11 protein-coding genes and 1 pseudogene are annotated in these 16,354 nt (G+C 60.9%); 5 read left to right on the top strand and 7 right to left on the bottom strand.

Annotation, left to right across the window (positions count from 1 at the left end):
• Positions 1 to 847 precede the first annotated feature (847 nt).
• Together larB and larC are read left to right on the top strand one after the other, a co-directional pair.
• Positions 848 to 1,596, top strand: a pseudogene (larB, locus tag HPY58_07070) (nickel pincer cofactor biosynthesis protein LarB).
• A gap of 8 nt (positions 1,597 to 1,604) precedes the next feature.
• The gene (larC, locus tag HPY58_07065) at positions 1,605 to 2,867 is read left to right on the top strand and encodes a nickel pincer cofactor biosynthesis protein LarC (GenBank protein ID NPV29404.1); all 1,263 of its coding nucleotides are present in this window, start codon (positions 1,605 to 1,607) and stop codon (positions 2,865 to 2,867) included.
• Here the strand turns inward: larC and HPY58_07060 are convergent.
• From HPY58_07060 to HPY58_07045, 4 genes are all read right to left on the bottom strand, one after another.
• Entirely contained in the window at positions 2,834 to 3,061 is a 228-nt protein-coding gene (locus tag HPY58_07060; GenBank protein ID NPV29403.1) for a 4-oxalocrotonate tautomerase family protein, read from the bottom strand. The genes larC and HPY58_07060 overlap by 34 nt on opposite strands.
• 84 nt (positions 3,062 to 3,145) lie before the next feature.
• Entirely contained in the window at positions 3,146 to 4,288 is a 1,143-nt protein-coding gene (locus HPY58_07055) for an aminotransferase class V-fold PLP-dependent enzyme (GenBank protein ID NPV29402.1), read from the bottom strand.
• Positions 4,272 to 5,141 carry a ParB/RepB/Spo0J family partition protein gene (locus tag HPY58_07050; protein NPV29401.1) on the bottom strand — a complete coding sequence of 290 codons (870 nt, stop codon included), beginning with the start codon at positions 5,139 to 5,141 and terminating at the stop codon, positions 4,272 to 4,274. Before HPY58_07050 ends, HPY58_07055 begins: the two co-directional genes overlap by 17 nt.
• A complete protein-coding gene (locus HPY58_07045; protein NPV29400.1) occupies positions 5,131 to 5,898 on the bottom strand; it encodes a ParA family protein in 768 nt (255 codons plus the stop codon). Before HPY58_07045 ends, HPY58_07050 begins: the two co-directional genes overlap by 11 nt.
• A gap of 493 nt (positions 5,899 to 6,391) precedes the next feature.
• On the opposite strand from HPY58_07045, the gene HPY58_07040 reads away from it, so the two are divergent.
• Both HPY58_07040 and treY read left to right on the top strand, forming a co-directional pair.
• The gene (locus HPY58_07040) at positions 6,392 to 8,824 is read left to right on the top strand and encodes a DUF3536 domain-containing protein (GenBank protein NPV29399.1); all 2,433 of its coding nucleotides are present in this window, start codon (positions 6,392 to 6,394) and stop codon (positions 8,822 to 8,824) included.
• Positions 8,824 to 11,682 (top strand): malto-oligosyltrehalose synthase, encoded by a 2,859-nt coding sequence (treY, locus tag HPY58_07035; protein ID NPV29398.1) that lies wholly within the window; start codon positions 8,824 to 8,826, stop codon positions 11,680 to 11,682. The genes HPY58_07040 and treY overlap by 1 nt, the downstream gene beginning before the upstream one ends.
• A gap of 46 nt (positions 11,683 to 11,728) precedes the next feature.
• On the opposite strand, the gene treZ is transcribed toward treY, so the two are convergent.
• The gene (gene treZ, locus HPY58_07030; GenBank protein NPV29397.1) at positions 11,729 to 13,531 is read right to left on the bottom strand and encodes a malto-oligosyltrehalose trehalohydrolase; all 1,803 of its coding nucleotides are present in this window, start codon (positions 13,529 to 13,531) and stop codon (positions 11,729 to 11,731) included.
• A gap of 91 nt (positions 13,532 to 13,622) precedes the next feature.
• On the opposite strand from treZ, the gene HPY58_07025 reads away from it, so the two are divergent.
• On the top strand, positions 13,623 to 14,852 hold the full coding sequence (locus tag HPY58_07025; protein ID NPV29396.1) for a glycosyltransferase: 1,230 nt from the start codon (positions 13,623 to 13,625) through the stop codon (positions 14,850 to 14,852).
• A 63-nt stretch (positions 14,853 to 14,915) separates the two neighbouring features.
• On the opposite strand, the gene HPY58_07020 is transcribed toward HPY58_07025, so the two are convergent.
• Both HPY58_07020 and HPY58_07015 read right to left on the bottom strand, forming a co-directional pair.
• Entirely contained in the window at positions 14,916 to 15,536 is a 621-nt protein-coding gene (locus HPY58_07020) for a YkgJ family cysteine cluster protein (GenBank protein NPV29395.1), read from the bottom strand.
• Entirely contained in the window at positions 15,511 to 16,338 is an 828-nt protein-coding gene (locus HPY58_07015; GenBank protein NPV29394.1) for a ParB/RepB/Spo0J family partition protein, read from the bottom strand. The genes HPY58_07020 and HPY58_07015 overlap by 26 nt, the downstream gene beginning before the upstream one ends.
• Positions 16,339 to 16,354 lie beyond the last annotated feature (16 nt).

Genomic DNA, 16,354 nt, shown 5'->3' with positions numbered 1-16,354 from the left:
TAACCCCTCCCCCCACGATTATGCTTCCATAAGAATACTAAAGAAGTCTGGTCTCGGGGCCAAATCCCCCGTTGGTCAACTAACGTTAACATGTTAACACCAAGACTTACTTTGCTGGCCCCGCAACCATATGATTCTCCATAATGCAAAACGCCCTGCTGACTAGTCAGATTGAAATAGCAGGGATAAAAATAGCCATCTAGAGTACCCGTATTGGGATTGACTTGAAGATCATCTTGCCACGTATACCGACTACTTGGTGCCGGCAACCGCTAAGGGGTAGTCCTTGATCGGCGCCTATTCGGACCCTCCTTGCAAAATTACTCACTTACCTGTAAACCGGGTTTTTCGCCCGAGCATTTGTGATGTAGTGCTTCGTAAAAGCAGATCCCAAACGCAAGAGAACTCTCCGCCCCGGCCGCTTTCTGTACCTTACCATCCCTGAGTGTCAAAAAAATTTTAATAAAGGCTTCTGCACGTTAGCTTTGCACCACCACCTATACATAACACTGCCATAAAAAAAATACTACAAAAATCAGGCTCCCTCCATATCTCAGGCTTCTAATCACGGGGTTGCGGGGTCAATTCCCGCCTTAGTGGAATAATGTTCCGTATTGCTTCCGGGAACTCGAATAGTACGGCACCCTTGTACTCTATGCCTGGCAATCCTGCCCGGAATAGAAAACCTCCCGCTCATTGCAGCAGGAGGTTTTGCCAATTCGCATTACCTGCGAGGCGCCGGTAAAAACTGGCAGGCTATGCTTTTCCTTGACAGTGAAAGCGGACCCCAGGTAAACTGTTAGTGTTAAATGCTGGACGAACAGGAATTCTTGCCGGAGGCATCAAAATGGACCAGGAATATTTAACCGCGCTGCTGGAAAAGGTCCGGACGGGCCAGGTCTCTGTAGCGAGGCCCTCGACGAATTAAAAAACCTCCCCTACCGCGACCTGGGTTTTGCCAAAATCGATCACCACCGCGCTCTGCGGCGGGGTTTCCCGGAGGTTGTCTACTGCCAGGGGAAGACCCCCGCCCAGGCCGCAGCCGCCGTTCAGGAGCTGGCGGCACATCACCCGCGCATCCTCGCCACCCGGGTCAAACCGAAAACCGCCCGCCTGATTCAGGCCCAAATCCCTGAAGCGCGCTACTACCCCGAGGCGCGCCTGCTGGTCGTCTCCCGAACCGAACCCTCCCCCCGCTGGGGAAAAATCGGCGTGATCACGGCGGGCACCGCCGACCTCCCGGTTGCGGAGGAGGCCGCGCTTACCGCAGAGCTTCTCGAAAACGAGGTGGAGCGGGTCTACGACGTGGGCGCGGCAGGGCTTCACCGCCTCTTTCCCCGCCTTTCCGACCTTGCCGGGGCAAAAGTCCTGATCGTGATCGCAGGGATGGATGGGGTCTTGCCGAGCGTGGTTGCGGGGCTTGTGGACAGGCCGGTGATCGCCGTCCCCACCAGCACCGGCTACGGGGCAAATTTCAGGGGGCTTGCCCCGCTCCTGACCATGCTGAACAGCTGCGCCCCCGGCGTGGGGGTGGTCAACATCGACAACGGGTTTGGGGCGGCAGTGCTCGCCCATCTGATCACGCGAAGCAGGTGAGAAGGCCGATGAAGACCCTCTACCTCGACTGTTTTTCCGGAATCAGCGGAGACATGTGCCTCGCCGCCCTGCTGGACCTCGGCGTTCCCCTGGCAGCGGTGGAGGATGTCATTGCCCGGCTGGGGATCCCCGTCACCGTGGAAAAGAAAAGGGTGAGCAAAAGGGGAATCAGGGCAACCCGGGTCCTGGTCCGCACCTCCGCTCCTCAGCCTCCCACCCGGAGCCTGAGGGAACTGGAGGAGATTCTGAAGCAAAGCAGCCTCCCGCGCCCGCTCGCCGAGAGGGTTGAAGACCTCCTGCTCCGCCTGGCGCGCGCCGAGGCGGCGGTGCACGGGGAGGAGGCGCACGAGGTGCATTTTCACGAACTGGGCGGGCTCGACACCCTGGTGGACCTGGCCGGAACGCTGGCAGGGCTCGAGTGCCTGGGGGTGCAGAAGGTGATTGCCTCCCCTCTCCCCCTGGGTGTGGGAAAAATCCAGACCGCCCACGGCGCCCTCCCCCTCCCTGCTCCGGCAACCCTGAACCTGCTCCAGGGCATTCCCACCTACGGCGTTCCCCTGGAGGCGGAACTGGTAACCCCCACGGGCGCCGCCCTGGTCGCCGCGCTGGCGGAGGGCTTCGGCCCTCCCCCCTTCGCCCGCTGGGAAAAAATCGGCTACGGCGCCGGGGCAAGGGACCTCCCCCAGCCCAATGTGCTGCGCGCCTGGCTGGGTGAATGCCTGAATCTCCTCCGGGAAGCAGAAAACCGGGAAGGGGACGCGGCCCCCTCCCCTTTAACCTTTGACGAAGACGCCGTGGCCGTTGTGGAGACCCAGCTTGACGACCTGAACCCCGAGCTTCTCCCCTACCTGCGGGAGCGGCTGGAAGGGGAGGGGGCGCTGGACGTCACCTTCACCCCGGCGCTCATGAAAAAGGGGAGGCCCGGAAACCTGGTCACCGTGCTCGCCCCCCCGGACCGGCTCGAACCCCTCGCCCGGGTCCTGTTCCGGGAGAGCACCGCCCTGGGCGTGCGCTGGCGCCTGGCCTCAAGGATCAAGCTGTTCCGGACCACCCTCGAGGTGGCAACACCCTACGGGAGAATCCCGGTCAAGCTCGGCTTTGCCAGGCGCCCTGACGGAACTCCGGAATACCTGAACCTCGCCCCTGAATACGAAGCATGCGCCCGCCGGGCGCAGGAAACCGGGGCGAGCCTCAAAGAGGTTTACCAGGCAGCAGCCGGTGCGGCTCGGGAGGCCATTCAAGACCCTTCGTCAAAGCCATTCCTGCCGTAGCCGGTGCCAAACCTGTCAATATGCAGGTTCCCGCCGGTTGCCCGGTTCTCTCGCGCGAATTCTTCTATCAGGACAGTCACCCACTCGGGCCTGACACTCAGAACAGAAACCATAACCCTGGTGATCTCATCTGCCAGCTTTCTTTTGGTCTCAATATCTTTCCTTTTCGCCATTTTTACCGTCACAACCGGCACCTGCCGACCCACTCCCGCCTTCGTCTAAACTAAAAACCCGCCCCGTCGGCGGGCAAAAGCTCTTCCGGAAATGCAACGGACACTTTAAGAAAGGTCTTTTGCCAGCTCTTCCATTGCTCGAACTGCTGCCTCGATTTCTTCCTCTGTATTAAAATACGAAAGGCTGAACCTGACAACCCCCTGCCTGGTCGTGCCCAGCGTTCGGTGGGCGAGGGCCGCGCAGTGGAGCCCCGCCCGGACCGCGATCTGGTAGATGCGGTCAAGGAGGAAGGCGACCTCTCCGGAGTCGGCGCTGCCCAGATTTACGGCAAGGGTAGGCGCCTGGGGGCCCCCGGCGGGGCCGTAAATTTTAATCCCGGGCACCCCCGCCAGCCCCTCCCGGAGCCTCTCCAGCAGCTGCTCCTCCCGGCTCCGGATCTGCTCCAGCCCCTCCTGAAGCACAAAGGAGACTCCTGCTCCCAGCCCTGCAATCCCGATGGTGTTCACCGTCCCGCTCTCGTACATATCGGGCATGATTTCGGGCTGCTCCTCGGACTCGGAGTAGCTCCCCGTTCCCCCGTGCTTGAGCGGCGCCAGGGAAAGCCCCTCCCTGATGTAGAGCCCGCCGGTGCCGGGAGGGCCGTAGAGCCCCTTGTGGCCCGGAAAAGCCAGGAGATCGATGTTCAGCTCCTCCACATCAATAGGGAAAATCCCGGCGGTCTGGGCGGCATCCACCAGAAAGACCAGGCCGTGCTCCCGCGCGATTTTTCCGGCTTCGGCGATGGGAAGCAGGGTGCCGGTGACGTTCGAAGCATGGGTGAGGGCGATCAGGCGGGTGTTGGGCAGAATTCCCTTCTCCAGGTCATCCGGATCCAGCTCTCCCCGCGCGCTGCAGGGAACCACCGTATACTCCACCCCGCTTTTGGCGAGCGCTTTGAGCGGCCGGATCATGGAATTGTGCTCCATGCTGCTGGTGAGAACGTGGTCCCCGGGCTTCAACAATCCCTTGAGGGCGAGATTCAGGGCCTCGGTGCAGTTCAGGGTGAAGCAGATCCGGGAGGGGTCCCGGACTCCAAAGAGGCGGGCAAGCAGCTCCCGCGCCTGGTAGACGACCCGCCCCGCCGCGAGGGACATCCGGTGCCCTCCCCGGCCGGGATTCGCGCCCTTTTCACGCAGGGTCTCGACGATCGCCTTTTCGACACCTGGCGGCTTCGGCCAGGTAGTTGCCGCATTATCGAGATAGATCACCTAGAAACCACTCCAGTAAACGATCCAGTTCATCCTTGCTGTAAAATTCGATTTCAATTTTCCCGCCCCGCGGGCCCGCTTTGATTTTCACCTTCGTCCCCAGCAGCTGCCGGAGCCGGGACTCTGCTTCGGCAAGCTCCGGCCCGGAGGACGTTTCTTTCCTTGCCCGGGCGGAGCCGGTTCCCGCCCGGAGCAGGCGCCGCACCGCCTTTTCCGTCTCCCGGACCGAGAGGCCCCGGTCTGCAATTTCCCGGGCGAGGGCGCGCTGCTGCTCGGGGCTTTCAAGCCCCAGCAGGGCCTTGCCGTGCCCCGCACTTAAAACTCCCTTTGCAAGGAGATCCTGGACCTCCTGGGGAAGCTGGAGCAGGCGCATGGTGTTGGCGACGCGAGGCCTGCTCTTGCCGACCCGGGCAGCAATCTCCTCCTGGGTGAGGTGGAACTCATCCACCAGGCGCCTGTACGCCAGCGCCTCTTCCAGGGGATTTAAATCCTCCCGCTGGAGGTTTTCCACCAGCATCATCTCGCTGGAGGTGAGATCATCCACCCTGCGGATAACTGCAGGGATGGTTTTTATCCCTGCCTGCTGGCAGGCACGCCAGCGCCGCTCCCCGATGATCAATTCGTACTGGTCGTCGCCCAGCGGCCGGACCACAACAGGCTGCATCACTCCGTGGGCCTTGATGGAGGCGGCAAGTTCGGAAAGGGCAGCGGCATCGAATTCCTGGCGCGCCTGAAAAGGACCGGGCCTGATCTTTTCGACTGCGAGCTCCAGGATTTCCTCTCCCGGGGCGGCACCCTCCGGCACCGCAGGAATCAGGGCGCGCAGGCCCCTCCCCAGACCCTTATTTTTCATTCTGGATCACTTCCTGGGCCAGCTCCTGATAAAGGAGGGCACCCCGGGAGCGGGCATCATAGGAGATGACAGGCTTCCCGTGGCTGGGCGCCTCGCTCAGCCGGACGTTTCTGGGAATAATCGTCCGGAAGACCTTGTCCCCGAAATAGTCCTTCACCTCTTCAACCACCTGAATCGAGAGATTAGTCCTGGCGTCAAACATTGTCAGAAGAACCCCCTCCAGTTCAAGCTGAGGGTTGAGGCGCTGCTGGACCAGCTGGATCGTCCGCAGCAGCTGCCCCAACCCCTCCAGCGCATAGTACTCGCACTGAATGGGGATCAGCACCCGGTCGGCAGCGGTCAGGGCATTGATGGTGAGAAGGCCGAGGGAGGGTGGGCAGTCGACAAAAATAAAATTGTAGCGGTCCCGCAGCGGATGAAGGGCGCGGCGCAATCTGGCTTCGCGGTGCGGGAGGTTCACCAGTTCTATCTCCGCTCCGGCAAGGTTGATGGTTGCGGGAATCAGATCCAGGCCGGGCACCTGGGTGGGCACAACGACCTCCTCTGCGGTCGCCTCCTCCAGCAGGAGATCGTAAATGCACCGGGAAAGGCTTTCCCGCTCCACCCCGATCCCGCTTGTGGCGTTGCCCTGCGGGTCGGCATCAACCAGCAGCACCCTTTTTCCTGCTGCCGCAAGGCACGCGCTGAGGTTCACGGCCGTGGTCGTTTTGGCGACCCCGCCCTTCTGGTTCGCAATGGCAATAATCCGTGCTCGCATGGCTTGTTCCGGCTGGTCTGCCCTGCCTTCGCTGTTTCGGGAAGCATGTTCCACGTGGAACACTGCCCGCACCTTTTCCTGTCTTTTCTTATTCCACAGCAATCCTCAAGCCTCCTGCTCCGGCCCGCGCCCTGGTCATACTAATTATAACATGAAAAATCTCACGAAAGCATCAAAATCAGATTCTCACGCGAAATTTTCTTCCAGTCGGTCCAGAAAACTGCACGCCGCTAACGAAACTCGACAGGAACCCGGAAAAACAGCTCCCCAGCCGGCCGGCCTGCCATGGCGAACCCGGCCTGTGCGTGCAGGAATTTGCGCTGCTCCAGGGATCCGGCGGTATGAAGAACCGTTTCTTGCTTAAAACTAATCACTGGAGACATGAGCAGAGCGCAACACATCAAAGAACCTGCCCGGCCATCACCCCTGAAACAGGGGAGCGGGCACGGTCAAACGCCGTTCAGCCTGGAAACAAAGAGGGGGTAATAATGGTATGGAGCGCTACATCTGCATTCACGGCCACTTTTACCAGCCGCCGCGGGAAAACCCGTGGCTTGAAGACATCGAGCTTCAGGACTCGGCCTACCCTTACCACGACTGGAACGAGCGGATTACCGCAGAATGCTACGCACCCAACACCGCTTCACGCATCCTCAACGGCAAGGGGCAGATTAAAAAAATCGTCAACAACTACACAAGGATCAGCTTCAATTTCGGCCCCACCCTGCTCCACTGGCTGGAAAACAAGGAACCGGAGGTCTACCGGGCAATAATCGAGGCCGACCGGGAAAGCCGGAAAAACTTTTCGGGTCACGGGACTGCCCTTGCCCAGGCATACAACCACATGATCATGCCGCTCGCAAACCAGCGGGACAAGTACACTCAGGTGGTCTGGGGAATCAGGGACTTTGTGCACCGCTTCGGCCGGGAGCCGGAGGGGATGTGGCTGCCGGAGACCGCGGTGGACCTGGAGACTCTGGAGATCATGGCAGGGCAGGGGATTCGCTTCACCATCCTGGCTCCGCACCAGGCCCGGCGCGTCCGGAAAATCGGCAGCCGCTCCTGGCAGGAGGCAGGGCCCGGCGGCATCGACCCCTCGATGCCCTATCAGCTCCGCCTGAAGAACTCGGGCCGGACGATCAACATCTTCTTCTACGACGGCCCCATCTCCCGCGCCGTAGCCTTTGAAGACCTGCTCTCCAACGGGGAGTACTTCGCCCACCGGCTGCTCAGTGGCTTCGTCGAATCCCGCGCCTGGGCGCAGATCGTCAACATCGCCACCGACGGCGAAACCTACGGCCACCACCACCGGCACGGCGACATGGCCCTTGCCTACGCCCTGGACTACATCGAATCCAACAGGCTGGCGCGGATCACCAACTATGCCGAGTACCTGGAAATGTACCCGCCCAGCCACGAGGTGGAGATCGTAGAAAACACGTCCTGGAGCTGCGCCCACGGGGTGGAGCGGTGGAGAAACGACTGCGGCTGCAACTCCGGCATGCACCCCGGGTGGAGCCAGGCCTGGCGCGCCCCTCTGCGGAACGCCCTGAACTGGCTCCGGAACACCCTGGCTCCTCATTACGAGGAGCAGGCGCGCCGCTACCTGAAAGATCCCTGGGCGGCGCGCAACGACTACATTTCCGTGATCCTCGACCGCTCGCCAGAAAGCATCCAGCGGTTTCTGGAGAAGCATGCGGCGCGGGCGCTCGATCCGGCAGAGCAGGTCACAGTCCTCAAGCTCCTGGAAATGCAGCGCCACGCCATGCTGATGTATACAAGCTGCGGCTGGTTTTTCGACGACATCTCGGGGATCGAGAACGTCCAGGTGCTCCAGTACGCCGGACGCGTCGTCCAGCTGGCGCAGGATGTCTCCGGCCTCTCTCTGGAGCCCCGCTTCCTGGAGCTGCTTGAACAGGCAAAAAGCAACATCCCCGAGCACCGGGACGGCGCCCGCATTTACGAAAAGTTCGTCAGGCCGGCAATGATCGACCTTCCCAAGGTCGGCGCCCACTACGCCATCAGTTCGCTGTTTGAAACATACGATGACCGGTCGCGCATCTACTGCTACACCGTCGAACGGCAGGACTGCCGGAGGCTGGAGGCAGGGAAGGCCAGGCTGGCGCTCGGGAGGGCGCAGGTCGCCTCAGAAATCACGCGCGAGGCGGCAACCCTGAGCTATGGAGTGGTTTATTTCGGCAACCACAACGTGAGCGGGGGGGTCCGGGTCTACCAGGGTGAAGAAGCCTACCAGAAAATGGTGCAGGATGTAACCAGCGCCTTCGACCGGGCCGAACTCCCCGAGGTGATCCGGCTCCTGGACCAGCACTTTGAAGGGAGGATCTACTCCCTCCGGCAGCTTTTCCGGGACCAGCAGCGCAAAATTCTGGACATGATCCTCGACTCCACGCTGGCAGAGGTGGAGGCAGACTACCGGCGCATCTACGACGGCCACGTTTCGCTGATGCGCTTCCTCAAGGACCTTGGGATTCCGCTGCCAAAGGTTCTCCATACCGCCGCCGAGTTCGTTGTGAACTCCAGTCTGCGCCGGGCCTTTGCTGAAGAAGTTCTGGACCGCGAGCAGATCACCGCGCTCCTGCACGAAGCGAGGACGCTGGATGTTCCGCTCGACGGCTCCGGCCTGGGCTACGCCCTCAAGCAAACCATAGAGCGGATGGCAGAGAACCTGCGCGCGGCCCCTGCGGACCTTTCCCTGCTCGAGAATCTTGAGGCCGCAATCGATCTTGCCGCCTCCCTGCCCTTCGAGGTGGACCTCTGGAAAGCGCAGAACATCTACTACGGGCTGCTGCAGACGGTTTACCCGGAGTTCAGGAAAAAGGCGGAGGCAGGAGACGAGAGCGCGAGGGCCTGGATCAGCCGCTTTGGCGTCCTCGGTGAAAAGCTGAAGATGCGGAGGGGCACCTGATGGCAGCCTTGCGGATTCCCACCGCCACCTACCGGCTCCAGTTCAACCGGGGGTTCCGCTTCGCCCACGCCCGGGCGCTGGTGCCGTACCTGCACGCCCTGGGAATCTCCGACATCTACGCCTCCCCCCTGCTCAAAGCAAGGCGCGGGAGCACCCATGGATACGACGTTGTTGACCCGACACGACTGAACCCGGAACTGGGGGGCGAAGAGGGCTTCTCTGCGCTGGTCAGAACGCTCCATCAGTACGGAATGGGGCTGCTGCTGGACATTGTACCCAATCACATGGCCGCCACCACCGAGAATCCCTGGTGGCTGGATGTCCTCCAGCACGGCCCGCGCTCACCCTATGCCCGGTACTTCGACATCAACTGGCAGCCCGCCAGGCCAGGGCTGAACCACAGGGTTCTGCTCCCGATCCTGCACGCACCATACGGCGAGGTGCTTGAGGCGCAGGAGCTGACCCTGGTATTGGCGGAGGACGGCTTTTGGGTCCGCTACCGCGATCTGCGCCTGCCGCTCAGCCCGGCGTCATGCAGCAAACTCCTGGCATACCGCCTGGAGGATCTGGCTGCAGCCCTGGGGAGCGCGCACCCTGCGGTGCTGGAGCTGCAGGGTTTGCTCAAAAGACTCAAGGAACTGGCATCCCACCGGATGAAAGACGAGGCGTTCAATGCTGCGCTCCGGCAGGTCAGGGAGAGGCTCTGGCACCTGTACAGCACCTGCCAGGGAGTCAAGGAGTTCATCAACAGAAACTTGCAGATCTTCAACGGCAGAAAGGGGGATCCTGGCAGCTTTCACCACCTGGAACGCATCCTCTCAGAGCAGGCCTACCGGCTCGCATTCTGGCGGACGGCAAACCAGGAGATCAACTACCGGCGGTTCTTTGATGTCAGCGACCTTGTCTCCCTGCGCACCGAAGACGAGCAGGTCTTTGCGGCCACGCACGCCCTGATCCTGCAGCTGGCGGAGGCAGGGCAGGTTACCGGCCTGCGCATCGACCACATCGACGGGCTGCGGGATCCTCTGGCCTACCTCCAGAGGCTCCAGAACCGGCTCTCCCCTGCGGGGTCCGGCTTTTACATTGTGGCGGAAAAAATCCTTGCCGGCGGCGAAGAACTGCCGGCAGAGTGGCCAGTCTCCGGCACAACGGGCTACGACTTCCTGAATACGGTCAACGGGCTTTTCGTCGCCGAAAGCAGCGCGGCAGCCCTGAACGAGATCTACGCCGGCTTTGGCGGAACCGAAGCAGACTTCTCTGCGGTGCTCTACACCCAGAAGCGGCGGGTGATGCAAGAGCTGTTCGCAGGCGAGGTGCGCGCCCTGGCCCGGCAGCTGGGCCGCCTGGCGGAACAGGACCGCCACGGCTGCGACCTCACCCTCGCCGAACTGGAGCAGGCCCTGGTCGAGGTCACCGCCTGCCTCCCCATCTACAGGACCTACACCTCCGGCTTTGCGGTTTCGGCACGCGACTATCCGTACCTCGCCCGCGCCGCAGCCGCAGCCATCGCGCGCAACCCCGCCGCCGCCCGGGCCTGCAATTTCCTGCGCCGGGTGCTGCTGCTGGAGCTCCCCGGCTGCCTCTCTCCGGCGCAGCGACAGGAGTGGCTGGACTTCGTGATGCGCTGGCAGCAGTTCACCGGCCCCGTCACGGCGAAAGGACTCGAAGACACCGCCCTTTACGTCTACAACCGCCTGGTCTCCCTCAATGAGGTGGGAGGCGACCCCGAAACGCTGGGGGTGTCTGTGGCGGAATTCCACCGGCGCAGCCGGGCCAGGCAGGAGCGCTGGCCCCACACCCTCAACGCCACGTCCACGCACGACACCAAGCGGAGCGAAGACGTCCGGGCGCGCATCAACGTGCTCTCGGAGATTCCCGCTTTATGGGCGGAGAGGCTGAAGCGGTGGCAGCGCTGGAACCGGGATAAGAAGCAGGAGGTCAACGGCAGGCCTGTGCCTGACGGAAATATGGAGCTCCTTATTTACCAGACCCTGGCCGGGGCCTGGCCGCTCCGGGAAGAAGAGGTGCCCGCCTTCAAAAAGCGGCTTCAGGCCTACCTGGTGAAGGCGGCCCGGGAGGCCAAAATCCACACAAGCTGGCTCGACCCCGCTCCCGGCTACGAAAACGCCCTCGCCGGCTTTGCAGCATCCATCCTCGAGCCCGGAGGGGAAAACCGCTTCCTCCGGGATTTCCTGGAGTTCCAAAAGACCGTCTCCTACTGCGGAGCTTTAAACTCCCTGGCGCAAACCCTGCTCAAGATCACCGCGCCCGGGGTGCCTGACTTCTACCAGGGAACGGAGCTCTGGAACTTCAGCCTTGTCGATCCCGACAACCGGCGCCCGGTGGACTTTGAAAAGCGCGCCGCGCTCCTGGCAGCGCTTCAAAAGCAGGAGGCCGGAGGGCTTGCGGGCCTGGTTCAGGAGCTTCTTGCCTGCTGGGAAGACGGCAGGGTAAAGCTCTTCCTCACCTACAAGGCGCTGCACTTTCGCAGGGCCCACAGGGAGCTGTTTGCGAGAGGAGCCTACATCCCCCTCGACGCTACGGGACCCCTGGGCGCGCACGTCTGCGCCTTCCTCAGGCGCCTGGAAAACAGCTGGGCGCTGGTCGCGGTCCCCCGGCTGCTGGCAAAATTCCTGGCCGGACAACCCCCCGCCGGGCCGCTTGCGGCAAGGTTCCCTCCCGGCGCAGATGCGCCGGAGGGAAGCGCCCTGGTTCTGGCCGCAGGCGCACCAGAGCGCTGGCGCAGCATTTTCACCGGGGCCCAGGTGCAGGCCCGGGGAGCATCTCCCGCGCTCCTCCCGGTTGCCGATCTCTTCCGGGATTTCCCTGTTGCCCTCCTGGAGGGAACTCCGTCCTGAAAATCCGGGGCGCCGGCCCGGAGGCTGAAAAAGCGGCGGGCCGGCTTCACGCGGGAAGAGGTGCTTCAAAAACAACCATCTGCCCCCTCTCCAGCCTCCTGCTCTCTCCTTCCTGGCTCCCGCCGTAAGGCTTCCAGGAGGAGTTGAAAATCTGCCTGCCCGGATAGCTGCCGAGCGCGATTTCGGTGCCGCCCAGGTTAAACACACCTGTCAGCTTCACCTGCCGGTTCCAACGGGTTATCTCGACGATCCTTCGCAGTTCATCCACTTTTACCTCCAGGTTTTCTTTGTCCAGGTTTTTCAGAACGGGGTGGGTCATGCGCAGCCTGATCAGGTCGCGGTAAAAGTTGAAGAGCTGGTGGTTTTGCCTGCTCCAGAGGCGCCGGGGCGTCAGCCTGGAACGGTAGAAGCACTCCGGGTCCTGGGGGTCGGGAACCTCTTCCCAGCCGAAGGCTTTAAACTCTTCCTTTCTCCCGCGGGAAACCGCCTCCTGCAGCCCCGGGTCCTGGTAGTCCGTAAAAAACAAGAACGGATTCCGCTCCCCGTATTCCTCCCCCATGAAGATCAGGGGTACATAAGGGGAGAAAAAGAGCAGCCCGGCGGCGGCCTTCAAATAGGGGAAATCCACGAGGGTGGAGAGGCGGTCGCCCCAGGCCCTGTTGCCCACCTGATCGTGGTTCTGGAGGGCGACCACGAACTGCTTCCCGGGATTTTCGGAGGCATCGGTCCCCCGCCTCCCTCTCCAGTACTTCGAATACTGGCCGGTGTACAGGAAGTTTTTATAGACCTTTTTCAGGTCCTCGAGGCGGCCGTAGTCCACGTAATACCCCTTTCTTTCTCCGGTCAGCACCGTGTGGATGCAGTGGTGAAAATCGTCCATCCACTGGGCGTCAATGCCGCAACCTCCTTTTTCCGGAGGGTTAATCAGGCGGACGTTGTTCTCATCACTTTCGGCAACAACAAACTTTTTGCGGTTCTGCCTGGCGGCTGCGGCCTTCACGGCCGCGCTTATCTCCTTGAGAATATGGGTGGGGCTGCTGTCCTTAATGGCGTGGACGGCATCCAGCCTCAGGCCGTCAAAACGGTAAACCTCGAGCCAGTAGCGCACACTGTCGAGAACCATTCTCCTGGTGTACTCGCTGTACCGGCCGTCGAAATTAACAGCAGGCCCCCAGGGCGTTCTATACCTGTCGGTGAGGTAGGGCCCGTAGCGGGGCAGGTAGTTCCCCTCCGGGCCGAAGTGGTTGTAAACAACATCCAGGACCACGGCGATCTGCTTCTGGTGGCAGCAGTCCACCAGGTACTTCAAATCATCAGGCGTCCCGTAGTTGTGATTTACGCTGAACAGGTTGACCCCGTCGTAGCCCCAATTCCATCTTCCCGGAGTCTGGACTACAGGCATCAGTTCGATGGCGTTAACTCCCAGTTCCAGGAGGTAGTCGAGCTTTTCAACCACCGCCCGGAAGGTGCCGGCCTCCGTAAACGTTCCTACGTGGATTTCCATAATGACCAGTTCCTCCAGGCATTTCCCTTTCCACTGCAGGTCCTGCCACCGGTAGGCTTCGTGGTCGATCAGCCGGGAAAAACCGTGCACGCCGAAGGGCTGAAAGTTGGAGTAGGGATCCGGGAATTCCCCTTCTTCGTCCAGCCTGAACTTGTAGAGCAGGTCCAGCCCCAGCCCCTCAACAACCGTGCTGTAGATGTGGGGTGCTTCCTCGGTCATCGGAAACACCGTTTGGCGCTCACCGGTCTTGACGATCAGGCTCACTTTTCGCTTATTGTAGGCAAAAACTCTGAATGAGACCCTGCTTTTTGCGCGGTCGATAATATTTGCACCCATATTGAACATAGTATAAATAGTCCTTTCCGCAGGTGGGCTCCCAGAATAAAGTATTGCCATGTTTAAAAAAATCTATATCAGGCAGGGGGTTCATAGCAAAATGGAGCTTGTGAAAACTCAAGACAAAAGATACAGGGACTATCAGGAGATCATCGACATCGACACGAAACTCCAGCTGGAGTACTACGTCAAAAAGCTCGCCCACAAAAAAATCGCGATGATCAACGCCACATCTTTCGGCGGCGGCGTCGCGGAGATTCTCCATTCTCTGGTGCCGCTCTCAAGAGACATGGGCATTCAGATAGACTGGTGGAAAATGGAAGGCGCCAGAGAGTTTTACACCGCAACCAAAGCCTTTCACAACTGCCTGCAGGGCCAGGAAGGAGGGTTGAGCCCCGAAGCAAAGGAAATTTACCTGAGGTACAATGAGATAAACGCGGCCTCCATGCAGGACTGGCGCTACGACTTTATCGTGGTCCACGATCCCCAGCCGGCGGCACTCATCAACTTCCGAAAAGAGAGCAGGGCAAAATGGATCTGGCGCTGCCATATCGATACCTCCACACCCGACCCGGAATCCTGGAGCTTTCTGCACCAGTTCATCAAGCAGTACGATGCCTGCATTTTTACGGCGCGCGATTTCGTAAAGGAGCACGAGAGCCTGCCCGGCCTTACCTTCTTCACACCGGCGATCGACCCCCTCAGCCCCAAGAACGTTCCCCTGGAGGAAGAAGAGGTGAGGAGGATCGTCAGCAGGTTCGGGGTGGACATCAACAGGCCCCTGGTCTCCCAGGTCTCCCGCTTCGATCCCTGGAAAGATCCCCTGGGAGTAATCGATGCCTACAGAATTGTTAAAAAGGATTTTCCCGAAGCCCAGCTGGCTCTGGTGGGATCGATGGCAGCCGACGACCCCGAAGGGTGGGATTACCTCTACCGCACCCTGCGCAAGGCCGGGGAGGACTACGACATTAAAATCATCACGGATATGAACGGCGTCTCCAGCCTCGAGGTCAACGCCTTTCAGACCTTCTCGGATGTGCTTCTGCAGAAATCCATCAGGGAGGGTTTTGGCCTGACTGTCGCCGAAGGACTCTGGAAGGAAACGCCCGTTGTCGGCGGAAACGTGGGAGGAATCAGGTACCAGATCGATGACGGCGTCAACGGGTATCTGGTGAATACAGTAGAAGAGTGCGCCGAGAGGGTCCTCACCCTGCTGCGGAACCCCACGCTGGCCGGTGAAATGGGGAGGGCCGGGAGGGAAAAAGTGCGTAAAAACTTTCTGATTACCACGAACATCCTGAATTACCTGAAGCTGTTTAACAGGCTCTAATGGAAAAGGGAACAGGGGAGGGAGCCTTTTGCCGGTCCTCCAAAAAAAGCAGCTCCCGGAAAATCAGGTGTCAGAGGTGAGGATCCGCCACAGCCTCCGGGAGCAGAGGTCTCTCAGCAGGACCTGCCGGTAATCGCGCTTTCCGGCAAAGGGGTTTCTCTGCCTGGCAGAACCGGCTGCCGTAAAAAGGGAGAGGCGCACCAGTTCGTCCTCCCCTGTATTCACAATCCGGGAGCGCAGCTGCTCTGCCCGCCAGGAGACCGGCCAGCAGAAATACGTCCGGCAGATCAGGGGCCTCAGGGAGTAAACACCGCAGAGGCCGCGGAACTCGTCCCAAAACAGGCAGACCCCTTTTGAACTCAAGCGCAGGGTAATGTCGAAGCACTTTCCCGCGCGCCGGACCGTCGCATATCTCCTTACCCACTCTCTCCAGCTCAGCCCTGCGCCCACACCCCCGGCCTGAAACCTCGCGACGTCGAGGCTGGTCAGCGGAAGCCGCCCCCGGCAGCAGAGGCTGCACCCCAGGCAGGAGGGGGCATAGGCCCTCCGCACCTCACCTGCAGCAAGCCTGCCAAACCCCTCCTCGTAATCGGCAACGGTCGCGCCCGGGTCCCGGACCACGACATCATAGCACCTGAACTCCTCATCCCACTTCACCTCAACCCTGGGAACCACTTGCCACAACCTCGATCATGATCCGCAGAATGTGCTCTTCCTTGTGGTGATGGAGGTGAACCTCCAGGCCTGCAGCCCTCAGTGTTTCCACGCCACGCTCCAGGGAGTTGAGAAAGAGGCGCAGGTCCCTGATCAGGGGCTTTACGCGGCACTTCTTCCTTTTTTTTATTTCCCGGGAAATAATCCGATCCTTTTCGAGCCGGATCAGCTTCTCCCATTCGGAGACGCTGAACTCCCGGGCTGCAGCCAGGCTGAGAACCTTCTGCTGCAACTCCTTGTCCGGCAGTTCAAGCAGGGCGCGGGCGTGGCGCTCCGAGAGTTTCTGCTGATAAATCTGGAGCCGGATCTCAGGGTCAAGCCGGAGCAGGCGCAGTTTGTTTGCCACCGTGCTCTGGCTCAGGCCCATCCGCCTGGCAACCTCGGCCTGAGTCAGCCGGAACTCTCTGATCAGCTTTGCATAGCCCTCCGCCTCTTCAAAAAAATGCAGGCTCCGCCGCTGGATGTTCTCGATCAGGGCAACCTCCGTTGCCTGGGCATCGCTCAACTCCCTGACGACCGCGGGGATCTGCTTCAGGCCGGCCAGCATGCTCGCCCGCACGCGCCTCTCTCCGGCGATCAATTCATAGCCGGCGCCGCACGGCCGGACCAGGACGGGCTGCAGGACGCCTACCTCGCGGATCGAGGCAACGAGATCCGCCAGATCCGCCTCCTCGATCTGAAAGCGCGGCTGGAAGCGGCCGAATCTGATCTTGTCCAGGGCTACCTGAAAAACCTCGCCCTGCTGCTCACTCCCCCGAGCAATCCTCCACAACCAGAAAACCCCCCAA

Source organism: Bacillota bacterium, assembly GCA_013177945.1.
Classification (GTDB): Bacteria; Bacillota; DSM-12270; order Thermacetogeniales; family Thermacetogeniaceae; genus Ch130.
The sequence above is the reverse complement of the archived record's forward strand: the minus strand, read 5'-3'. Positions and strand labels throughout refer to the sequence as shown.

Bases quoted from the DNA above. Each gene is read 5' to 3' on its own strand.
- HPY58_07025 (NPV29396.1), top strand. From the start codon at position 13,623: ATGGAGCTTGTGAAAACTCAAGACAAAAGATACAGGGACTATCAGGAG.
- HPY58_07045 (NPV29400.1), bottom strand. From the start codon at position 5,898: ATGCGAGCACGGATTATTGCCATTGCGAACCAGAAGGGCGGGGTCGCC.
- treZ (NPV29397.1), bottom strand. From the start codon at position 13,531: ATGTTCAATATGGGTGCAAATATTATCGACCGCGCAAAAAGCAGGGTC.
- treY (NPV29398.1), top strand. From the start codon at position 8,824: ATGGCAGCCTTGCGGATTCCCACCGCCACCTACCGGCTCCAGTTCAAC.
- HPY58_07050 (NPV29401.1), bottom strand. From the start codon at position 5,141: ATGAAAAATAAGGGTCTGGGGAGGGGCCTGCGCGCCCTGATTCCTGCG.
- larC (NPV29404.1), top strand. From the start codon at position 1,605: ATGAAGACCCTCTACCTCGACTGTTTTTCCGGAATCAGCGGAGACATG.
- HPY58_07040 (NPV29399.1), top strand. From the start codon at position 6,392: ATGGAGCGCTACATCTGCATTCACGGCCACTTTTACCAGCCGCCGCGG.